This window comes from Kribbella sp. NPDC048837, assembly GCF_055586945.1.
Genome location: NZ_JBVJHF010000007.1, coordinates 129,530 through 147,746 on the forward strand (window position 1 = coordinate 129,530; position 18,217 = coordinate 147,746).

Below are 18,217 nucleotides of genomic sequence, written 5' to 3' on the forward strand. Positions count from 1 at the left end.
GGCCTAGCGCACCACCGACGACATCGACGTTGCTCGGCTTGGTCTCATATCGTATGGTTTTCATATGATACGAGATCAAGCCATGAAGCTCACCATCGTCGCGGCGACCGGCGGGATCGGCCGTCACCTCTTCGAGCAGGCGCTGGCGGCGGGCCACGAGGTCACCGCCGTTGTCCGCACGCCGGCGAATCTGCCTCGCCACGGCGGGACCGTGCACGCCGTCGCGGCCGACCTGGCCGACCCGGACCGCGACGTCCTCGCCGCGGCGGTCGACGGGGCAGATGCGGTCATCTCGGGCCTTGGCCCGCGAAACCCCAAGACCGACGCGGGCGTCACCTCACGCGGTACGCGCGCCATCGTCGAGGCGATGCAGTCCGTCGGGTCCCGGCGCCTCATCGTGGTCAGCGCGGCCCCGATCGGTACGGTGCCTTCGCCGGGCCGGCCGCACCCGCCGAAGCATGACCCGGGCGACGGGTTCTTCATGCGGCACCTCGGCGTACGGTTCGCCCAGGCGATGTTCCGCGCGCACTACGAGGACCTGGCGGTCATGGAGGACGTGGTCCGCGAGAGCGGCCTGGACTGGACGATCTCCCGCCCGCCGAAGCTGACCGACAAACCGCTCACCGGCGTCTACCGCACGGCGTACGGCCAGAACCTCCGCGGCGGCTTCAGCATCTCCCGGGCCGACGTCGCCCATCACCTGCTGGCCATGATCGACCAGCCCGAGACCGTCAAACAGGTCGTCGGTGTGGCCAAGTGAGAGGCGATCGCCTCGGTGCCCCCGTAGTGCGGCTGGAGACCAGCCGCAATCTCACCGAGGCGATCGCCCTGTACGCGGTAGCTCAGAACTTCCGGAGTACGCCGAGCAGCCCGTGGGTCTCGTTGTTCGGTCCGGCCGAGAACCACAGCGCGTCCGTGCCACCGGTGGTCGCCGTACCTTGGAGCAGCGCCCACAGGCCGTCGATCACCAGGGTCTTGCCGTGCGTGTTCCGGACCAGGCCGTCGGACTTGTACCCGCCGTGTGACTTCGGCTCGAAGGTGGTGATCCGGCCGTCGCCGAAGTTGCCGACCAGCAGGGTGCCGGCGGGCTCACCCCACGCGGTCGGAGCCAGGGCGATACCCCACGGCGCGTTCAGCGTGCCGCGGGAGGCGACGCGAGTGACGAACTTGCCGTCCAAGGTGTACTCGTCGACGAACCCGAGCCCGCGCCCGGCGGCGTTCCGGCCGGTCTTCGGGTCGACCTTGGCGTACATCACGAAGACCCGTCCGTTCAGCGTCTGCACGTTGAACGGCGCGTAGCCCTTCGGCAGCGAGAAGTCCCGGAACGCCCACCACGGCAGCTTCACCGGCTGGAACGCGTTGTCGAACACGTCGATCCGGCCCTGCGCGAAGTTGGCTGCGAACAGCCGGTCAGCGGTCGGAGAGATGGTGAGGCCGGTGTAGACGGCGCCCGGCGTGGTGGCCTTGATCTGGGCGGCGCCGATCGCGGGGGTGACCGGCGGACCCCAGGCGGCGATCTGGCCGGTCAGGGTCGCGAAGATGAACCGGGCCGGCGCGCTGACGGTCCCGTCGGTGAGGACGAACCCGGTGCCGGAGTTGTTGACCTGGCCGGTCGGCAACGGCACCGTCACCCGGACGGTGGGCACCTTGGTCGCGGTGGTGGAGCCTGGCGCGGATGAGTACAGCGTGGACGTCGACGTACCGTTGTTGGACGACCACACCGGGGTGGTCGCGCCGAGGGACAGACCCCACGGGTTGACCAGGTCGGGGTCGGTCAGTGCAGCCTTGCCGGGAATATCGGAGACGAGATCGACCTGCTGTACGGCGAGATGCCTCGGCGACCCTCCGTGGTCGGAGTGGGCGCTGGCGGCCGTGGGCGCGACCAGAGCGAGGCCGCTGACGAGTGCGGCAGCGGCAGCGAGTGGACGGCCCTTCGAGCGAAGCGACATGTCACTTTCCTGTCGGTAGGGATGCGGAACACCATCGATACGGACAGGCGGGCTAGGTGGTTCAATCGCGGCAGGGTAGATATGAGCGAGGAACTCGGGGTGGGGAAGCACTGTGGGAGTAGGAGGGGGAATACATGTCAGGACTTGCGATCGAGCAGCTGAACCCGGCGATCCTGCCGGCGGCGACCGGTAACTACACGCACGGCGTGCAGGTCGACGGAGCCCGGCGGATGGTGTTCGTCAGCGGCCAGGTGCCGTGGGGTAACGAGCACGGCCGGGTGCCGGAGACGTTCGAGGCGCAGTGCCGGATGGTCTGGCGGAACGTGCTCTCGGTGCTGTCCGAGGCCGGGATGGGGATCCGGAACCTGGTGAAGGTGACGACGTACCTGTCCGACCGGCAGTACCGCGCGCTCAACTCGAAGATCCGCGAGGAGGTCCTGGGCGCCCACGCGCCGGCTCTGACCGTGATCATCTGCGACATCTACGCCGAGGACTGGCTCCTGGAGATCGACGCCGTGGCCATGGCCTGAGCGGTCCACTCGGTGCCGAGTGGCTATGGAAAGCGTACGTACGCCGCTCTAGCGTCGAGCCCATGAGAATCCGGGTGGTCGACGCCTTCGCTGATCGTCCGTTCGCCGGGAACCCGGCCGGAGTGTGTCTGCTCCCGGCTGGCGCCTGGCCGGACGAGGCCTGGATGCAGGCGGTCGCGGCGGAGATGAAGCACGCCGAGACCGCGTTCGCGCGGCCGTCGGAGCGGGCCGACGCGGACTGGGATCTGCGCTGGTTCACGCCGGTCCATGAGGTCGTCCTCTGCGGGCACGCGACGCTGGCGACCGCGCACGCGCTGGCCGCGGACGGGAAGGTGTCCGGCAAGGTCGGGTTCGCCACCGTGAGCGGCATCCTGATCGCCGAGGTAGCGGGGGACTGGATCACGCTCGACTTCCCGGTGAACCGGCCGATCGAGACGCCGGTCCCGGACGGGCTGGTCGCGGCGCTCGGCGTCGAGCCGGAGGCTGTCTATATCACCGGTGAGTTGCGGGACCTGATGGTCGTGCTGCCGGACGAGCCGACGGTCCTCGCGGTCGCTCCGGACCTGCGGGCGATCGCCGGGATCACCGACCGGGAGAAGATCCGTGGTGTCACGGTGACCGCCGAGAGTGCGCAGTACGACTTCGTCTCGAGGTTCTTCGCGCCCGGGAGCGGGATCCCGGAGGACCCGGTGACCGGGAGCGCGCACACCGCGTTGGCGCCGTACTGGGCGGAGCGCCTCGGGCGGGACGAACTGGTCGGGTACCAGGCGTCCCCCCGAGGCGGTGTCGTCCGCGTGGTGTCAGCCGGCGACCGGGTCTATCTGCGAGGTCAGGCGCTCACCGTGCTCGACGGCGAGCTGCTCGTCTAGGCCCAGGTCTCGGCGTGGGTGGCCACGCCGTTCGGGGCGATCAGCTCGGTGACCACGTCCTCGGCGTCCGCGTCCAGCGGCTCGAACGGGTGCTCCGGTACGACGTACGCGCGGGCGCCGGCCACCATCTCGATCCCGGGGAGCTCGAACCACGCCTCCCCGACCTCGCGGCTGATCTCGTAGATGGCCTGCTCCGCGGAGTCCACCGGTTCCTGCTCGGCGCTCTCGTCGAGCTCGGCCGGGTGCCGTTCCTGCGCGGCCCGGCCGGCCTCGAGCAGCGCGTCCAGGTCGACGACGCGCAGGTCGAACCGCGACACCACGCTGATCACGTGGTCCTGCTCGGCCTCTTGGTCGTCCTCGTCGTCGTCCGCGTCGTCCAGCAGGAGCGGCGACGTACCGGTGTGCTCGAAGACGGCGTCGTTCCAGTCCTCGACGAGCTCCTCGAGGGCGGCGTTCTGCTCGTAGAGCGCGGACTGCTCCTCCTCGCCGGTCATCGCGAGCAGGGCGTCGGTGTGGGCCTGGAGACGCTCGGCGAGCTTGCGGCTCGCCTCGACGAGCGCCTCCCGGGTCTCCGCGGAGAAGAACTGCTCTGCGGGGGCGGTGGTGTCCAGTTCAGTCACGTGCTTGTTCTTCCCTTGTCCGTCGGTGGGAAATGCCAGCCGTAAGTATGTGAGAAGCGTGTGAGAGCTGTGTCAGCGGGTGTGAGAGGGCTGTCAGAACACTCCTGACCGGGCAGCGAGCGGTGTGCAGTGAACTCATGAGCAATGAACGAGCGCAGCGAGCTCATCATCGAGCGTCCGCTGCCGTGAGGTGGAGCCGTCATGGCTGACGTCGTCTATCTCGCCCTCACCGTCGTCGTGTTCGCGGCCATCTGGTACGCGCTGCGTGGAGTGGAGAAGTTGTGAGCGCCGAGAACATCGCCGGCCTGGTGGTCGCCGTGGCCCTGGTCCTCTACCTGGTCGCCGCCCTGATCTTCCCCGAGAGGTTCTGATGTCCGACACTGCGGCCGGCCTGTTACAGGTCGGCTTCCTTCTCCTGTGCCTGGCCGCCGTCTACCGGCCGCTGGGCGGGTACATGGCCCGGGTCTACACCTCTGACAAGGACCTGTGGTTCGAGCGCGGTGCCTACCGCCTGTTCGGGGTGGACGCGAAGGCCGACCAGACCTGGGGCGTCTACGCGCGGTCGCTGATCGCCTTCTCCGCCCTCAGCCTGATTCTTCTTTATCTGTTGCAGCGCCTGCAGCACTGGCTGCCGCTGTCGCTCGGCCTGCCCAACGTCGAGTCGGGCCTGGCGTTCAACACCGCCGCGTCCTTCGTGGCGAACACCAACTGGCAGTCGTACTCGCCCGAGGTGACGATGGGCCACCTGGTCCAGTTCGCCGGCCTCGCGGTGCAGAACTTCCTGTCCGCGGCCGTCGGCATGACGGTGGCGGTCGCGCTGATCCGCGGTTTCGCCCGGGCCAAGACCGACCGGCTCGGCAACTTCTGGGTCGACCTGACCCGGACCACGCTGCGCATCCTGCTGCCGATCGCCGTCCTCGGCACGCTCGTCCTGGTCGCGATGGGTGTCGTGCAGAACTTCTCCGGCGGGCACGAGGTCACCTCGGTGGTCGGCCAGACCCAGACCATCCCCGGCGGCCCGGTGGCCAGCCAGGAGATCATCAAGGAGCTGGGCACCAACGGCGGTGGCTTCTACAACGCCAACTCCGCGCACCCGTTCGAGAACCCGAACGGCCTGTCGAACCTGTTCGAGATCTTCCTCGAACTGGTCATCCCGGTCGCCCTGACCCGGACCTTCGGCCTGATGGTCAAGGACAAGCGGCAGGGTTACGCGATCCTCGGCGTGATGGGCACGCTGTGGGCGGCCTTCACCTTCTCGGCGACCTTCTTCGAGAACCAGGGCGCCGGCACGGCGACCCAGGCCGCGGGGGCCGCGATGGAAGGCAAGGAGACCCGCTTCGGCGAATGGGCTTCGGCACTCTTCGCGACTACCACCACCGGTACGTCGACCGGCGCGGTGAACTCCGCGCACGACTCGTTCACCCCACTCGGCGGCGGTACGACGCTCTTCCACATGATGCTCGGCGAAGTCACACCCGGCGGTGTCGGCACCGGCCTCTACGGCATGCTGATCCTGGCCGTGCTGACGGTGTTCGTCGCGGGCCTGATGGTCGGGCGGACCCCGGAGTACCTGAAGAAGAAGATCACCGCGCGCGAGATGAAGCTCGTCTCCCTGTACATCCTGACGACGCCGACCGTCGTCCTGGTCGGTGCCTCGCTCGCGATGGGGCTGGCCGTGGCGCGGGCGTCGATCTTCAACACCGACAGTCCACACGGGTTCTCCGAAGTGCTGTACGCGTTCACGTCGGCCGGTAACAACAACGGCAGCGCGTTCGGCGGTCTCAGCGCGAACATCCCGTTCTACAACACGGCTCTCGGGCTGGTGATGCTGCTCGGCCGGTTCGTGCCGATCGTCTTCGCACTGGCGCTGGCCGGTTCGCTCGCGCAGCAGCAGCCGGTCCCGGTGACCCAGGGCACGCTGCCCACCCACAAGGCCTTGTTCGTGACGATGCTCGTCGGCGTCGTCCTGATCGTGACCGGCCTGACCTATTTCCCCGCTCTTACTCTCGGACCCCTCGCGGAGGGACTGTGACCACGCTCGTGAAGCCGCCCGCCCTGCAGCCGGCGGCCGCCCCGAAGAGAGCAGCTTCGGGATTGTTCGACCCCAGGATGCTGCTCACCTCCCTCCCGGACGCCCTGCGCAAGCTCGACCCGCGCGTGATGGTGAAGAACCCGGTCATGTTCGTGGTCGAGGTCGGCGCGGTCGCGTCGACGATCTTCGCCTTCACCGATTCCAGTGTGTTCGTCTGGTGGATCGTGGTCTGGCTCTGGCTGACCGTGATCTTCGCGAACCTGGCCGAGGCGGTCGCCGAAGGCCGGGGCAAAGCCCAGGCCGAGACGCTGCGCCGGGCCAAGACCGAGACGACCGCGCGCCGGCTGGTCGGCGACCGCGAGGAGCAGATTCCCGCGACGCAGCTCCAGCTCGGTGACCTGGTGGTCGTCGAGGCCGGGCAGATCATCCCCGGCGACGGTGACGTCGTCGAAGGCGTGGCGAGTGTCGACGAGTCGGCCATCACCGGCGAGTCGGCTCCGGTCATCCGGGAGTCCGGTGGCGACCGCAGCGCGGTCACTGGTGGCACCAAGGTGCTGTCGGACCGGATCGTCGTGAAGATCACCACCAAGCCCGGTGAGAGCTTCATCGACCGGATGATCGCCCTGGTCGAGGGCGCCTCGCGGCAGAAGACGCCGAACGAGATCGCGCTGAACATCCTGCTGGCCAGCCTGACGATCGTCTTCCTGGTCGCCACGATCACGCTGCCGACCTTCGCGGCGTACGCGAAGACGAACCTGAGCATCGTGGTCCTGGTGGCCCTGCTGGTCTGTCTGATCCCGACCACGATCGGCGCCCTGCTGTCCGCGATCGGCATCGCCGGTATGGACCGGCTGGTGCAGCGCAACGTACTGGCGATGTCCGGACGGGCCGTCGAGGCCGCGGGGGACGTGAACACGCTGCTGCTGGACAAGACCGGCACCATCACGCTGGGCAACCGGCAGGCGTCGGAGTTCATCCCGGTGCAGGGTGTCACCGACACCGAGCTGGCCGACGCGGCGCAGCTGTCCAGCCTGGCCGACGAGACGCCGGAGGGCCGGTCGATCGTCGTCCTCGCGAAGACCGGCTACGGGCTGCGGGAGCGGCACACCGGAGAGTTGCCGCACGCAACCTTCGTGGAGTTCACCGCGCAGACCCGGATGAGCGGTGTGGACGTCGACGGCCGGCAGGTCCGCAAGGGCGCGGCCGGTGCGGTGAACGCCTGGATCCACCAGCACGGTGGCGTCGGCGACCCGCAGCTCGGCGAGATCGTCGACGGCATCTCGGCCTCCGGCGGTACGCCGCTGGTCGTCGCCGAGAGCGTGGACGGGAAGGCCCGCCCGCTCGGCGTGATCCACCTGAAGGACGTGGTCAAGGAAGGCATGCGGGAGCGGTTCGACCAGATGCGCGCGATGGGCATCCGGACCGTGATGATCACCGGTGACAACCAGCTGACCGCGAAGGCGATCGCCGAGGAGGCCGGGGTCGACGACTTCCTGGCCGAGGCGACGCCCGAGGACAAGATGGCGCTGATCAAGAAGGAGCAGGAGGGTGGCCGGCTGGTCGCGATGACCGGCGACGGCACCAACGACGCGCCCGCGCTGGCCCAGGCCGATGTCGGCGTGGCGATGAACAGCGGGACGTCGGCCGCCAAGGAGGCCGGCAACATGGTCGACCTCGACTCCAACCCGACCAAGCTGATCGAGATCGTCGAGATCGGCAAGCAGTTGCTGATCACCCGGGGTTCGCTGACCACGTTCTCGATCGCCAACGACGTGGCGAAGTACTTCGCCATCCTGCCGGCGTTGTTCGCGGCGGCGTACCCGGGACTGGACAAGCTGAACATCATGGGGCTGCACTCGCCGGAGTCGGCGATCGTGTCCGCCATCGTGTTCAACGCGCTCGTCATCGTGGCGCTGGTGCCGCTGGCGCTGCGCGGCGTCCGGTACAAGCCGTCGTCGGCGTCGGCAATGCTGCGCCGCAACCTGCTGATCTACGGCGTCGGCGGCCTGATCAGCCCGTTCGTCGGGATCAAGCTCCTGGACCTGGTGATCTCCCTGATCCCCGGGCTTCGTTGAGAGGTAGTTGTTCATGGCAAGCAATCTGCCCGGCTCGGTCCGGCAGTTCGGGGTGGCGCTCAGGGCGCTGCTCGTGTTCACGGCGGTCCTCGGGATCGTCTACCCGCTGGTGATGACCGGGGTCGCGCAGGCGTTGTTCCACAGCAACGCGAACGGCTCGATCGTCCAGGTGCACGGCAAGGACGTGGCCTCCGACCTGATCGGTCAGGCCTACACCAAGGACAGCGGCAAGAAGGACGCCGACGGCAACGCGATCATGGTCGCGGACCCGCGGTGGTTCCAGACCCGGCCGTCCGCGGTCGACTACGACGGGATGGGCAGCGCGGCCTCGCAGTACGGGCCGAACAACCCTGACCTGGTCAAGCTGATCGACGAACGGCGCCAGGCCGTCGCGGAGCTGGAGGGCGTCGACCCGTCCCAGGTCCCGCCGGACGCGGTCACCGCGAGTGGCAGCGGCCTCGACCCCGACATCAGCCCGGCGTACGCCGCTCTGCAGGTCAACCGGGTCGCCCGCGAGCGGGGCCTTCCGGTGGAGAAGGTGCAGCAGCTGGTGAAGGAGAACACGAAGGGCCGCACGCTGGGCTTCCTCGGTGAGCCGACCGTGAATGTCGTGACGCTCAACAACGCCCTCGCCGCCCTCTGAGAGCATGGACGTATGAGCAAGAGCGGCCGCGGGCATCTGCGGATCTACCTCGGTGCCGCGCCCGGTGTGGGGAAGACCTACAAGATGCTGGGCGAGGGTCAGCGCCGGCTGACCCGCGGCACCGACGTGGTGGTCGGGTTCATCGAGACCCACGGCCGCCAGCACACCGCGGAGATGCTCGAAGGGCTGGAGACGATCCCGCGCCGGATCATCGACTACCGTGGCGCGAGCTTCACCGAGATGGACATCGACGCGGTGCTGGCGCGGCGGCCCGAGGTCGCGCTGGTCGACGAACTGGCGCACACCAACGTTCCGGGCAGCCGGAACGAGAAGCGCTGGCAGGACATCGAGGAGCTGCTGGCCGCCGGGATCGACGTGATCTCGGCGGTCAACATCCAGCACCTCGAGTCGATCAACGACGTGGTCGAGAAGATCACCGGCGTACCGCAGCAGGAGACGGTCCCGGACCGGGTGGTCCGGGCCGCCGACCAGATCGAGCTGGTGGACATGACGCCGGAGGCGCTGCGCCGCCGGATGGCCCACGGCAACATCTACACCGCCGACAAGGTGGACGCTGCCCTGGGCAACTATTTCCGGGTCGGCAACCTGTCCGCCCTGCGCGAACTCGCGCTGCTCTGGCTCGCCGACCGGGTCGACGCCGGCCTGCAGCAGTACCGTGCCCAGCATGACATCGACTCCACCTGGGAGGCCCGGGAGCGCGTGGTCGTCGCGCTCACCGGAGGTCCCGAGGGAGAGACGCTGATCCGGCGTGCCGCCCGCATCGCCGCCCGGTCCTCCGGAGGGGATCTCCTCGCCGTCCATGTCGCCCGCTCCGACGGGCTGACCGGCGCCGACCCGAAACGGCTCGCCGAGCAGCGCAATCTGGTCGAGAGCCTCGGCGGGACGTACCACCAGGTGGTCGGTGACGACATCCCGGCCGCGCTGCTGACGTTCGCCCGGGCCGAGAACGCGACCCAGCTGGTCCTCGGCGGATCCCGCCGGTCCCGGCTGTCGTCGCTGCTGACCGGCCCGGGGATCGGTTCCAGTACGATCCGCGGCTCCGGCGACATCGACGTACACATCGTCACCCACTCGCTGATGGGCCGCGGCCGGCTGCCGCGGCTGCGGGGGAGCCTGTCCCGGCGCCGCAAGATCGAGGGCTTCATCCTGTCGGTCACCCTGCCGCCGGTGCTCGCGCTGCTGCTCGGGCTGGGCGGCGACAACCTGAACCTGACCAGCAACGTGCTCGCGTTCCTGCTGGCCGTCGTCGTGGTCGCGCTCGTCGGTGGGCTGTGGCCCGCGCTGGTGACCGCGATCGGCGGCACCGTCGTACTGAACTACTTCTTCACGCCGCCGACCCGGACCTTCACCATCGCCGAGCTGAACAACGCGCTCGCGCTGGCGATCTTCGTGCTGGTCGCGGCGATGGTGAGCTCGGTCGTGGACCGGGCGGCCCGCCGGACCAGACAGGCGGCCCGGGCGGCCGCCGAGTCCGAGACGCTGGCGACCCTGGCCGGCTCCGTGCTGCGGGGTGAGACCGCTCTGCCCGCCCTGCTCGAACGCGTTCGCGAGGCCTTCGGGATGACCGGTGCCTGTCTGATGGAGCGGGTGGACGACGACGAGCTGACCGAGGTCTGGCGGCCGGTCGCCTCGGCCGGGACGATGACCTGCAGCCGGCCGGAGGAAGGCGATGCCGAGATCCCGGCCCGCGACGACCTGGTCCTGGTTCTCCAGGGTCATCAGCTGGCCGCGGACGAGCGCCGGCTGGTCGGGGCGTTCGCCGCGCACGCGGCCGCTCTGGTCGACCGGGCCCGGCTGAGCGAGGCCGCCGCGGAGGCGAAGCCGCTCGCCGAGGCCGACAAGCTGCGTACGGCGTTGCTCCGGGCGGTCGGCCACGACCTCCGGTCGCCGCTCGCCTCGGCCAAGGCGTCCGTGACCAGCCTGCGCAGCGACGACGTGGAGTGGACCGAGTCCGAGCGCGCTGAGCTGCTGGAGACGGCGGACGAGTCGCTCGACCGGTTGTCGCGACTCGTGGACAACCTGCTCGACCTCAGTCGGCTGCAGGCCGGCGTACTGCCTGTCTTCACCCGCCCGATGGCGATGGACGAGGTCATTCCCGGTGTCCTGGCCGAGCTGGGTGACGACGGCGACAAGGTCACGGTGGACATCCCGCACACGCTGCCGCTGGTCGAGGCGGACCCCGCGCTGCTGGAGCGGGTCGTGGCGAACCTCCTGGCCAACGCGGTTCGTTATTCGCCGCCCGGACGGCCGCCGTTGATCACCGGGAGCGCGCTCGGCGACACCGTCGAGATCCGGGTGATCGACCGTGGACCGGGCATCCCGCGCCAGGACCGGGACCGCGTCTTCGCGCCGTTCCAGCGGCTCGGCGACACCGACAACACCGTCGGCGTGGGCCTCGGGCTCGCGCTGGCCCGCGGTCTGGCCGAGGCGATGCACGGCACGCTGCAGCCCGAGGACACCCCGGGCGGCGGGCTGACGATGGTGGTGTCGATCCAGACCGCGACCCTCCGACCGGCCGACGTACCGGTGCCGGGAGCCCGTGAACGATCCGAACCGGAGGTGCACGAATGACCAGGGTTCTGGTGGTCGACGACGAACCACAGATCGTCCGGGCCCTGCAGATCAACCTGAAGGCCCGCGGCTACGAGGTCCATCTGGCCGGCAGCGGTACGGCGGCGCTGAAGGTGGCGGCGCAGCATCCGCCGGAGCTGGTGATCCTCGACCTGGGCCTGCCGGACTTCGACGGGGTCGACGTGATCCGCGGGCTGCGCGGGTGGACCGAGGCGCCGATCCTGGTGCTGTCCGGGCGGACCGACCAGACCGACAAGGTCGAGGCGCTGGACGCCGGCGCGGACGACTACGTGACCAAGCCGTTCGGGATCGACGAGTTGCTGGCCCGGATGCGCGCCGTACTGCGCCGCAGCAGCAGCGCGCAGGACCAGCCGGTGGTGACCGTGGGCAGCGCCACCGTCGACCTGGCCGCGAAGCGGGTCACCCTGGAGGGCGAGGACATCCGCCTCACCCCGACCGAGTGGCACCTGCTCGAGGTCCTGGTCCGGCACCCCGGCAAGCTGATGTCCCAGCGCCAGCTGCTCACCGAGGTCTGGGGCCCCGGCTACGAGACCGCCAGCGGCAACCTCCGCTTCTACATGGGCCAGCTCCGCCGCAAGCTCGAGACCGACCCGGCCCGCCCCAGACACCTCCTCACCGAGCCGGGAATGGGCTACCGCTTCGAGCCATAGGCCCGGCTGATGACGAGTGTCCGATTCGTTCAAGACCGCGGCGCGGATCTGCGCGAAGGTAGAGCCATGGACATCTTCACCGCAGGTCGTGATTTCGTACGCCGGGAGGCCCGGCTGGTCGAGAGCCGGTTGTTCGCCACGGTCTTCGAGGACGCGGACCCGCACGGCGTGGTCGACGCGCTGCGCGGGTACCAGAACGCGGACGGTGGTTTCGGGCACGGTCTGGAGCCGGACAAGCGCTGCCCGGACAGCCTCTCGCTGGACGTGGAGGTCGCGTTCGACACCTTGCTCGCCGCCGGAGCGCGCGACGAGGTGATGATCCGCCGCGCGGTCGACTGGCTGGGCCTGACCGCGAACTCCGACGGCGCGGTGCCGCTGTGCGCACCGGTCGTCGAGGAGTACCCCCGCGCCGAGCACATCAGCGAGTGGACCTATCAGCCCGGCCTGAACCCGACCGCGGGCCTGGTCGGTCGCCTGTACCGGCTCGGCTTCGAACACCCCTGGCGCGACAAGGCCGGTGCTTGGTGCGCGGCCGAGCTGGCCAAGGAGTTCCCGGAGGACGCCCACGGGATGCACGAGGCGATGGAGTTCCTCGAGCACACCGAGGACGTCGACCTCGACCGGGTCCGCGACTGGCTCCCGAAGCTCCAGTGGTTCCGCGCCGACGCGGCAGACCCGACGTACGGCGTGACGCCACTGCACTTCGCACCGGCACCGGACAGCTTCTGGCGCCCGCTCTTCAGCGACGCCCAGATCGAAGCCCACCTGGACCGCCTGGTCGCCGACCAGCAACCCGATGGCGGCTGGGCCATCACCTGGGAACCCCCGGGCCCCGCCTCCACCATGGAGTACCGAGGCATCGTCACCGTTGGTGCCCTGCGGACTCTGAAGGCCTACAACCGCATCTGACGACAGACGAAGGCCCTCCCCGGACTCGGGGAGGGCCTTCGTGGTGCTCTGTGCTTACCGCTCTTCGCGGAAGTCGACGTGCTGCCGGATCGCGGGGTCGTACTTGCGGATCACCAGCCGGTCGGGATTGTTCCGGCGGTTCTTCCGCGTTACATAGGTGAAGCCGGTGCCCGCCGTGCTGCGGAGTTTGACGATCGGGCGGAGGTCGTTGCGCTTGGCCATACTGTCCTTTCCCGGATCACCTGGCGGGTGACCCTCGTGAGGGGGAACGCCGGCGGGGTGGCGGGTATTCCGGGTCGGAGTGTACGTTACTGGTTATCGTTTTCAATAAGACGGGAGTGCGGATGCTGCCGGTGACCCTGCTGACAGGTCTCGACGAGGAGTTCCGTGGTGCGGTCGCGGCCAATCTGCTCGCCGCCGGTCCGGCCGGCGTCCTGGTCGAGTACGACGTCAGCGGCCTGATCGACGGCTCCGTCGTCCGGGTCGCCCGGACCGCCGGCGGCGTGATCGACCGCGAGGAGATCCGGATGAGCCACCCGTGCGTCTCGTGCGCGATGCGGAGCTCGCTGGTGCAGCTGCTGCTCAGCATCGCGGCGGTCGAGCGGTACGACGTCGCGATCGTGAACATGCCGTCCGCCGGGGACACCCAGGCGCTCGCCGAGGAGATCGCCCGGGACGGAGGCGAGGAGCTCCGGGTGGACGCGGTCGTGACGACAGTCGACACGGGCAGCGTGATCGGCGACCTGACCGGCGACGAGCTGATCCACGACCGGGGCATCCCGACCGCGGCCGAGGACGGCCGGGCCATCGCCGAGGTCGTCGCCCGCCAGCTCGAGTCTGCGAACGCGGTGGTCCTGAGCAGCGACGACGAGACCGCCCGGGCGCTGGTGCGAGCGATCAATCCACAGTTGATCACCAGGACCACGCCGGCCGGGCTCCTCGGCGTACGGCTGTACGACGCGGCCGCGGCCTCGGTCGAGCCCGGATCGATCGTCGCTCCGCCGCAGGACGACGGCCCGGTGCGGACGCTCGTCTGGCAGTCGGACCGGCCGTTCCACCCCGAGCGGTTGTACGACGCTTTGGAGGACCTGGTCGCCGGGACGGCCCGTGGCCGGGGGACCGTGTGGATCGCGACCCAGCACCGCAACCGGCTCAGCTGGGACAGCTTCGGGACCAACGTCTCGCTCGGGGTGCTGGGTCCGTGGCTCGCGGACCTGCCAGCCGACCGCTGGCCCTCGGTCGGGCAGCAGCACCAGGCCCGGTCGGCGCTCGAGTGGCACCCCGAGTCCGGCGACCGCGCGTCGTACCTGTCCGTCACCGGGGTCGGTCTGGACGTGCGGGAATTACGCGAGCGCCTGGATGGTTGTGTCCTTCGTGCGGATGAAGCGGTCCACCCCCTGACCGATCCGTTCGCCCCTTACTTGGAAGGAAGTACCGCAGCATGAAGAAGGCCATTCACCCCGACTACCGCCGGGTCGTCTTCCGGGACAAGTCCGGCAACTTCAGCTTCCTCACCGGGTCGACGCGCGAGAGCAACGAGACCATCGAGTGGCACGACGGGAACACCTACCCGGTCGTCGACGTCGAGATCTCGTCCGCCAGCCACCCGTTCTACACGGGCCAGCAGCGCGTGATGGACACCCAGGGCCGCGTGGAGAAGTTCAAGAAGCGCTACGGCCAGAAGTAACGAACGCTTCGAGCCCACCCGAACTCCGTTGCCGGAGCCGGGTGGGCTTTGTACTGTCCTGCGCATGCCGATCACCCAGTACGCCCTTCCCGGTGACGCCGTCTACCCGGAGGGTGTCACCCTCGGCCCGGCCGGCGACTACTTCGTCGGCAGCAGCGCCGACGGCACCCTCTTCCGCGGCCGGCTGACCGAGGAGACCGCGGAGGTCTGGCTTCCGGCCGGCACCGACGACCGCACGGTCGCGCTCGGCCTCACCGTGTACGACGGCTCGCAACTGCTCGTCTGCGGTGGCGGGACCGGCCACTTGCACGCGTACGACCTACACACCCGCGCACTCGTGTCGCGGCGAACGGTCGACGGCTTCCTGAACGACGTGTGGGTGATCGGCGACCATGCCTTCGTCACCGACTCGAGCCGGCCGGTCGTCTGGCGGTTCGATCTGCTCGCCACCGAGGCGCCGCCCGAACCGATCAAGCTCCCGCAGGCCGGCTACCTCAACGGGATCACCGCCCGGGACGGCGTCCTGCTCGTCGCCGACCAGGGCGACGAGGTGCTGTGGCGCGTCGGTCCCGACGGGTCGGCCGAGATCATCGCCACCGACTACGCGGCCGACGGTCTGCTGCTGCTCGACGACCTCCTGATCGGCGTCTGCAACCGCGGCGAGACTTCCCAGACCGCCGAGTTCTTCCTGTCCGCGCTCCGTCTCACACCGGATGGCCGTGCGGTTTCACTCGGCGAGCACACCGACCCTCGCTTCGCCACTCCCACCACTCTGGCTCTCGCCGGCGACCGCCTCCTCGTGGTCAATGCCCAGTTCGCCAGGCGCCCGAATCCCGCTCTTCCCTTCACCGTCGTCACCCTCCCGGTTCCCCGGTTCGACGACCGTCTCGGATCTCAGACGGCAAGGTAGGCGCGGCAGTTACCCGCCGGAGGTGGGCGGTCCCACACTGGGTGGATGGAACCGGTGGAGCTCGTGGGTGCCGGGCTGAGCCCGTTGGAAGCGGTCGCGCTGGGGCAACGGCGGACGGCGGTGCGGCTGAGCGACGACGCCCGCAAGCGGATGCACGAGTCGGCGCTGGCCGTGGCCGAGGTCGCGCGGCACCGGCCGGTATACGGGCGGACCACCGGGGTCGGCGCCAACCGTGACGTGCTCACCTCCGACCCCGAGCACGGCGCCCGGTTGCTCGGATCGCATTCCACCACCGGGACGACGTCGTACCCGAAGGATGTGGTTCGGCTCGGGCTGCTGATCCGGGTCAACCAGCTCGCCTCCGGAGGCTCGGGGCTCGAACCCGAGGTCGCCGACGCGATCGTCGCCCTGCTCAACGATGATGACCTGCCGGACCTGCACCGGGGTGGTGCGATCGGGACCGGTGACTTAGGTCCGCTGGCCGAGCTCGGGCTGGCGCTGGGTGACGTCATCGACGGGACGAGTGCACTCCCACTGCTCTCCAGCAACGCGATCACGCTGGCCGAATGTTGCCTCGCGTTCGTCGAGGCCTCCACGCTCATCAACGTCGTACCGCTCGTCGGTGCGTTGTCGCACGTCGCGCTGCGCGGCAATGCCGAGGTGTACGACGTCCGCGTGCACGAGGCCCGTCCGCAGCCCGGGCAGGTCCGGGTCGCGCGCCGGATGCGCGGGCTCCTCGACGGGCTGCCGATCCCGCCGGCCCGGATCCAGGACCCGTTCGGTCTGCGCGCCTTCGCGCAGGTGCTCGGGCCGGCCGTCGACCATGTCGATGCCCTAGGCAACAGTCTGCGGATCGACATCAACGCCTCCGCGGAGAACCCGCTCGTGGCCGGCGACACCGTACTGCACAACGGCAACTGGCACGCGATGCCGATCGCGCTCGCCCTCGACTCGCTCCGGCTCAGCCTGCACAGCGTCGCGACGCTGTCGACGTCCCGGGTGGCGAACCTGGTCGACCCGGATTTCACCGGACTCAGCCGCTTCCTGGCCAGCGGCGCCGAGGCGAGCTCCGGCGTGATGATGATCGAGTACGTCGCCCACGACGCGCTGGCCTCGGTCCGCTCAGCCGCCCAGCCGGCCACGCTAGGTACGGCGACGCTGTCCCGGGGAGCCGAACACCACGCCAGCTTCGCGCCACAGGCCGCCGTACTGACTGCCCAGCTCCTCGACGCCCTGCGCGAAGTCCTGGCAAGCGAGCTGGTCACCGCCGTCCGAGCGATCCGCCTGGCCGGCCTCACCCCTGACGACCTGGCCCCGGCCGCCGTCGGCCCCTGGCTCGCCGACGCCCTCGCCGCCCTCCCCGGCGACCTCGCCGACCGCTCCCTCCGCGAGGACCTGGAGATCGCCCGAGGCCTCCTAACCCAATGGGGCGACCGCCAGGTCGAACATCCCGCCGAATCCGGCTAGATGTGTTTGAGGGTGGAAGGGATCTGCCCACGCGTGCTACGCAGGCACTCCTTCGTCGCACCTGCTACGCGCGCTCCCTCCCACCCCCGGCTCATCGCCGGTGCATCCCTGCCCGCTGCCGCGGGCGGTGGTCGGCTACCGCCGACGGTAGGCGGGCTATCGCCCGCCGGGTTACGCGAGCCGTGGTGACCAAGACGGACTGCGCTTCGGCGAGGGGGTTGTTCCGCGCTGCCGCGCGCGGTTTCGCTCGGTCACGGTGCACGTTCGGCGTCGTCCCGGAGCGCGCGTCGACCGCCTTGCCGGACGGACCATCGCTACCGGGTGACTCGCGCACACAGCGGGCGGTGGAAAGCGTTTGCGACAAGCGCCGGCCCGGTGTGCTCGATCGCGCGGCAGCGCGCAACCGTCGGCGGTAGCCGACTGCCGCCCGCGGAAGCGGGCAGGGATGCACCGGCGATGAGCCGGGGGGTGGGCGGGAGCACGCGGGGGATTACCCGTGGAGGCGGCGGGTTAGGGCGGTTGCGGCTTGGCGGATTCGGTGGGCCAGGAGGGGGCGTTCGGAGGGGGGTACGGCGTCGGTGCGGAAGGTGACGCTGATGGCGGCGGCGGGGTGGCCGGCGTGGTCGAGGGCGGCGCTGGCGACGGACGCTACGCCGGGGGTGATGAAGGAGTCCTCGACTGCGTAGCCCTGGCGTTTCTCCTCGGCGAGGAGGCGGCGGAGTTGGGTCAGGGTCTGCGGTCCGAGGTCGGTGCGCCGTACGAAGCTCTCCGGAGTGGGGAACAGCGCCCGGACCTGAGCCGGCGGAAGCTCGGCCAGCAGCGCGCGACCGGACGCGGTGAGCGTGGCCGGGAGGCGTACGCCGACGTCGGTGACCAACGTGACCGGCCGAGGCGGCTGTTCTTTCAGCAGATAGACGAGCTCACGACCATGCAGTACGCCGAGATGCGCGGTCTGACCCACCTCCGCAACAAGCTGCACGAGCAGCGGGCGAGCGAGCCGCTCGAGCGGATCGTGCCGCAGGTACGCCGAGCCGATCTCGAACGCCGCCACCCCCAGCCCGTACCGCTTCTCCTCGGGCAGGTGTACGACGAAGCCCTCGTCGATCATTGCCCGCAGCAAGTGGTACGTCGACGAGCGCGGCAGGGCGACCGCGGAGGCGATGCGCTCCATCGGTACCGGTCCGGGCTGCGTGGCCAGGAACGTCAGCACCCGCAGAGTGCGGGTCGAGGCGGGAACGTTGCCGCTCACAACGGCAGAGTAAC

18 protein-coding genes are annotated in these 18,217 nt (G+C 69.6%); 14 read left to right on the forward strand and 4 right to left on the reverse strand.

The window, feature by feature from the left end:
* Positions 1–82 precede the first annotated feature (82 nt).
* Positions 83–760 carry an NAD(P)-dependent oxidoreductase gene (locus tag ACZ6O0_RS30280; RefSeq protein WP_465768415.1) on the forward strand — a complete coding sequence of 226 codons (678 nt, stop codon included), beginning with the start codon at positions 83–85 and terminating at the stop codon, positions 758–760.
* Between the two features lie 82 nt (positions 761–842).
* On the opposite strand, the gene ACZ6O0_RS30285 is transcribed toward ACZ6O0_RS30280, so the two are convergent.
* Entirely contained in the window at positions 843–1,949 is a 1,107-nt protein-coding gene (locus ACZ6O0_RS30285; protein WP_465768416.1) for a TIGR03118 family protein, read from the reverse strand.
* A gap of 134 nt (positions 1,950–2,083) precedes the next feature.
* On the opposite strand from ACZ6O0_RS30285, the gene ACZ6O0_RS30290 reads away from it, so the two are divergent.
* Positions 2,084–2,479 (forward strand): RidA family protein, encoded by a 396-nt coding sequence (locus ACZ6O0_RS30290; RefSeq protein WP_465768417.1) that lies wholly within the window; start codon positions 2,084–2,086, stop codon positions 2,477–2,479.
* 62 nt (positions 2,480–2,541) lie between these two features.
* Complete coding sequence (locus tag ACZ6O0_RS30295; RefSeq protein ID WP_465768418.1) at positions 2,542–3,348, forward strand: PhzF family phenazine biosynthesis protein; 807 nt, start codon at positions 2,542–2,544, stop codon at positions 3,346–3,348.
* Here the strand turns inward: ACZ6O0_RS30295 and ACZ6O0_RS30300 are convergent.
* Positions 3,345–3,968 carry a hypothetical protein gene (locus ACZ6O0_RS30300; RefSeq protein ID WP_465768419.1) on the reverse strand — a complete coding sequence of 208 codons (624 nt, stop codon included), beginning with the start codon at positions 3,966–3,968 and terminating at the stop codon, positions 3,345–3,347. The genes ACZ6O0_RS30295 and ACZ6O0_RS30300 overlap by 4 nt on opposite strands.
* 281 nt (positions 3,969–4,249) lie before the next feature.
* Here ACZ6O0_RS30300 and kdpF point away from each other — a divergent pair, with 281 nt between their 5' ends.
* The 7 genes from kdpF (at position 4,250) to ACZ6O0_RS30335 (ending at position 12,890) form a co-directional block, all read left to right on the forward strand.
* Positions 4,250–4,339 (forward strand): K(+)-transporting ATPase subunit F, encoded by a 90-nt coding sequence (gene kdpF, locus ACZ6O0_RS30305; RefSeq protein ID WP_131363646.1) that lies wholly within the window; start codon positions 4,250–4,252, stop codon positions 4,337–4,339.
* Positions 4,339–6,000: a potassium-transporting ATPase subunit KdpA gene (gene kdpA, locus ACZ6O0_RS30310; protein ID WP_465768420.1), complete on the forward strand. Its 1,662-nt coding sequence runs from the start codon at positions 4,339–4,341 to the stop codon at positions 5,998–6,000. Before kdpF ends, kdpA begins: the two co-directional genes overlap by 1 nt.
* A complete protein-coding gene (kdpB, locus tag ACZ6O0_RS30315) occupies positions 5,997–8,075 on the forward strand; it encodes a potassium-transporting ATPase subunit KdpB (protein WP_465768421.1) in 2,079 nt (692 codons plus the stop codon). Before kdpA ends, kdpB begins: the two co-directional genes overlap by 4 nt.
* Before the next feature lie 13 nt (positions 8,076–8,088).
* Positions 8,089–8,718, forward strand: a complete 630-nt coding sequence (gene kdpC / locus ACZ6O0_RS30320) for a K(+)-transporting ATPase subunit C (protein WP_465768422.1) — start codon at positions 8,089–8,091, stop codon at positions 8,716–8,718.
* A gap of 12 nt (positions 8,719–8,730) precedes the next feature.
* Positions 8,731–11,310: a sensor histidine kinase gene (locus ACZ6O0_RS30325; protein WP_465768423.1), complete on the forward strand. Its 2,580-nt coding sequence runs from the start codon at positions 8,731–8,733 to the stop codon at positions 11,308–11,310.
* Positions 11,307–11,981 carry a response regulator gene (locus ACZ6O0_RS30330; RefSeq protein WP_465768424.1) on the forward strand — a complete coding sequence of 225 codons (675 nt, stop codon included), beginning with the start codon at positions 11,307–11,309 and terminating at the stop codon, positions 11,979–11,981. Before ACZ6O0_RS30325 ends, ACZ6O0_RS30330 begins: the two co-directional genes overlap by 4 nt.
* A gap of 66 nt (positions 11,982–12,047) precedes the next feature.
* The gene (locus ACZ6O0_RS30335; protein ID WP_465768425.1) at positions 12,048–12,890 is read left to right on the forward strand and encodes a hypothetical protein; all 843 of its coding nucleotides are present in this window, start codon (positions 12,048–12,050) and stop codon (positions 12,888–12,890) included.
* A gap of 54 nt (positions 12,891–12,944) precedes the next feature.
* Here the strand turns inward: ACZ6O0_RS30335 and rpmG are convergent, their stop codons facing one another.
* Positions 12,945–13,112 carry a 50S ribosomal protein L33 gene (gene rpmG / locus ACZ6O0_RS30340; RefSeq protein WP_465768426.1) on the reverse strand — a complete coding sequence of 56 codons (168 nt, stop codon included), beginning with the start codon at positions 13,110–13,112 and terminating at the stop codon, positions 12,945–12,947.
* 122 nt (positions 13,113–13,234) lie between these two features.
* Here rpmG and ACZ6O0_RS30345 point away from each other — a divergent pair, with 122 nt between their 5' ends.
* The 4 genes from ACZ6O0_RS30345 to ACZ6O0_RS30360 all read left to right on the forward strand — a co-directional run bounded on the left by ACZ6O0_RS30345 (position 13,235) and on the right by ACZ6O0_RS30360 (position 16,954).
* Positions 13,235–14,335, forward strand: a complete 1,101-nt coding sequence (locus ACZ6O0_RS30345) for a CobW family GTP-binding protein (RefSeq protein WP_465768427.1) — start codon at positions 13,235–13,237, stop codon at positions 14,333–14,335.
* The gene (locus ACZ6O0_RS30350) at positions 14,332–14,577 is read left to right on the forward strand and encodes a type B 50S ribosomal protein L31 (protein ID WP_465768428.1); all 246 of its coding nucleotides are present in this window, start codon (positions 14,332–14,334) and stop codon (positions 14,575–14,577) included. Before ACZ6O0_RS30345 ends, ACZ6O0_RS30350 begins: the two co-directional genes overlap by 4 nt.
* A 64-nt stretch (positions 14,578–14,641) precedes the next feature.
* The gene (locus tag ACZ6O0_RS30355; RefSeq protein ID WP_465768429.1) at positions 14,642–15,487 is read left to right on the forward strand and encodes a YncE family protein; all 846 of its coding nucleotides are present in this window, start codon (positions 14,642–14,644) and stop codon (positions 15,485–15,487) included.
* Between the two features lie 45 nt (positions 15,488–15,532).
* A complete protein-coding gene (locus tag ACZ6O0_RS30360) occupies positions 15,533–16,954 on the forward strand; it encodes an aromatic amino acid ammonia-lyase (protein ID WP_465768430.1) in 1,422 nt (473 codons plus the stop codon).
* A 490-nt stretch (positions 16,955–17,444) separates the two neighbouring features.
* Here ACZ6O0_RS30360 and ACZ6O0_RS30365 read toward each other — a convergent pair whose 3' ends face one another.
* Complete coding sequence (locus ACZ6O0_RS30365) at positions 17,445–18,203, reverse strand: IclR family transcriptional regulator (RefSeq protein WP_465768431.1); 759 nt, start codon at positions 18,201–18,203, stop codon at positions 17,445–17,447.
* Between the last annotated feature and the right edge of the window lie 14 nt (positions 18,204–18,217).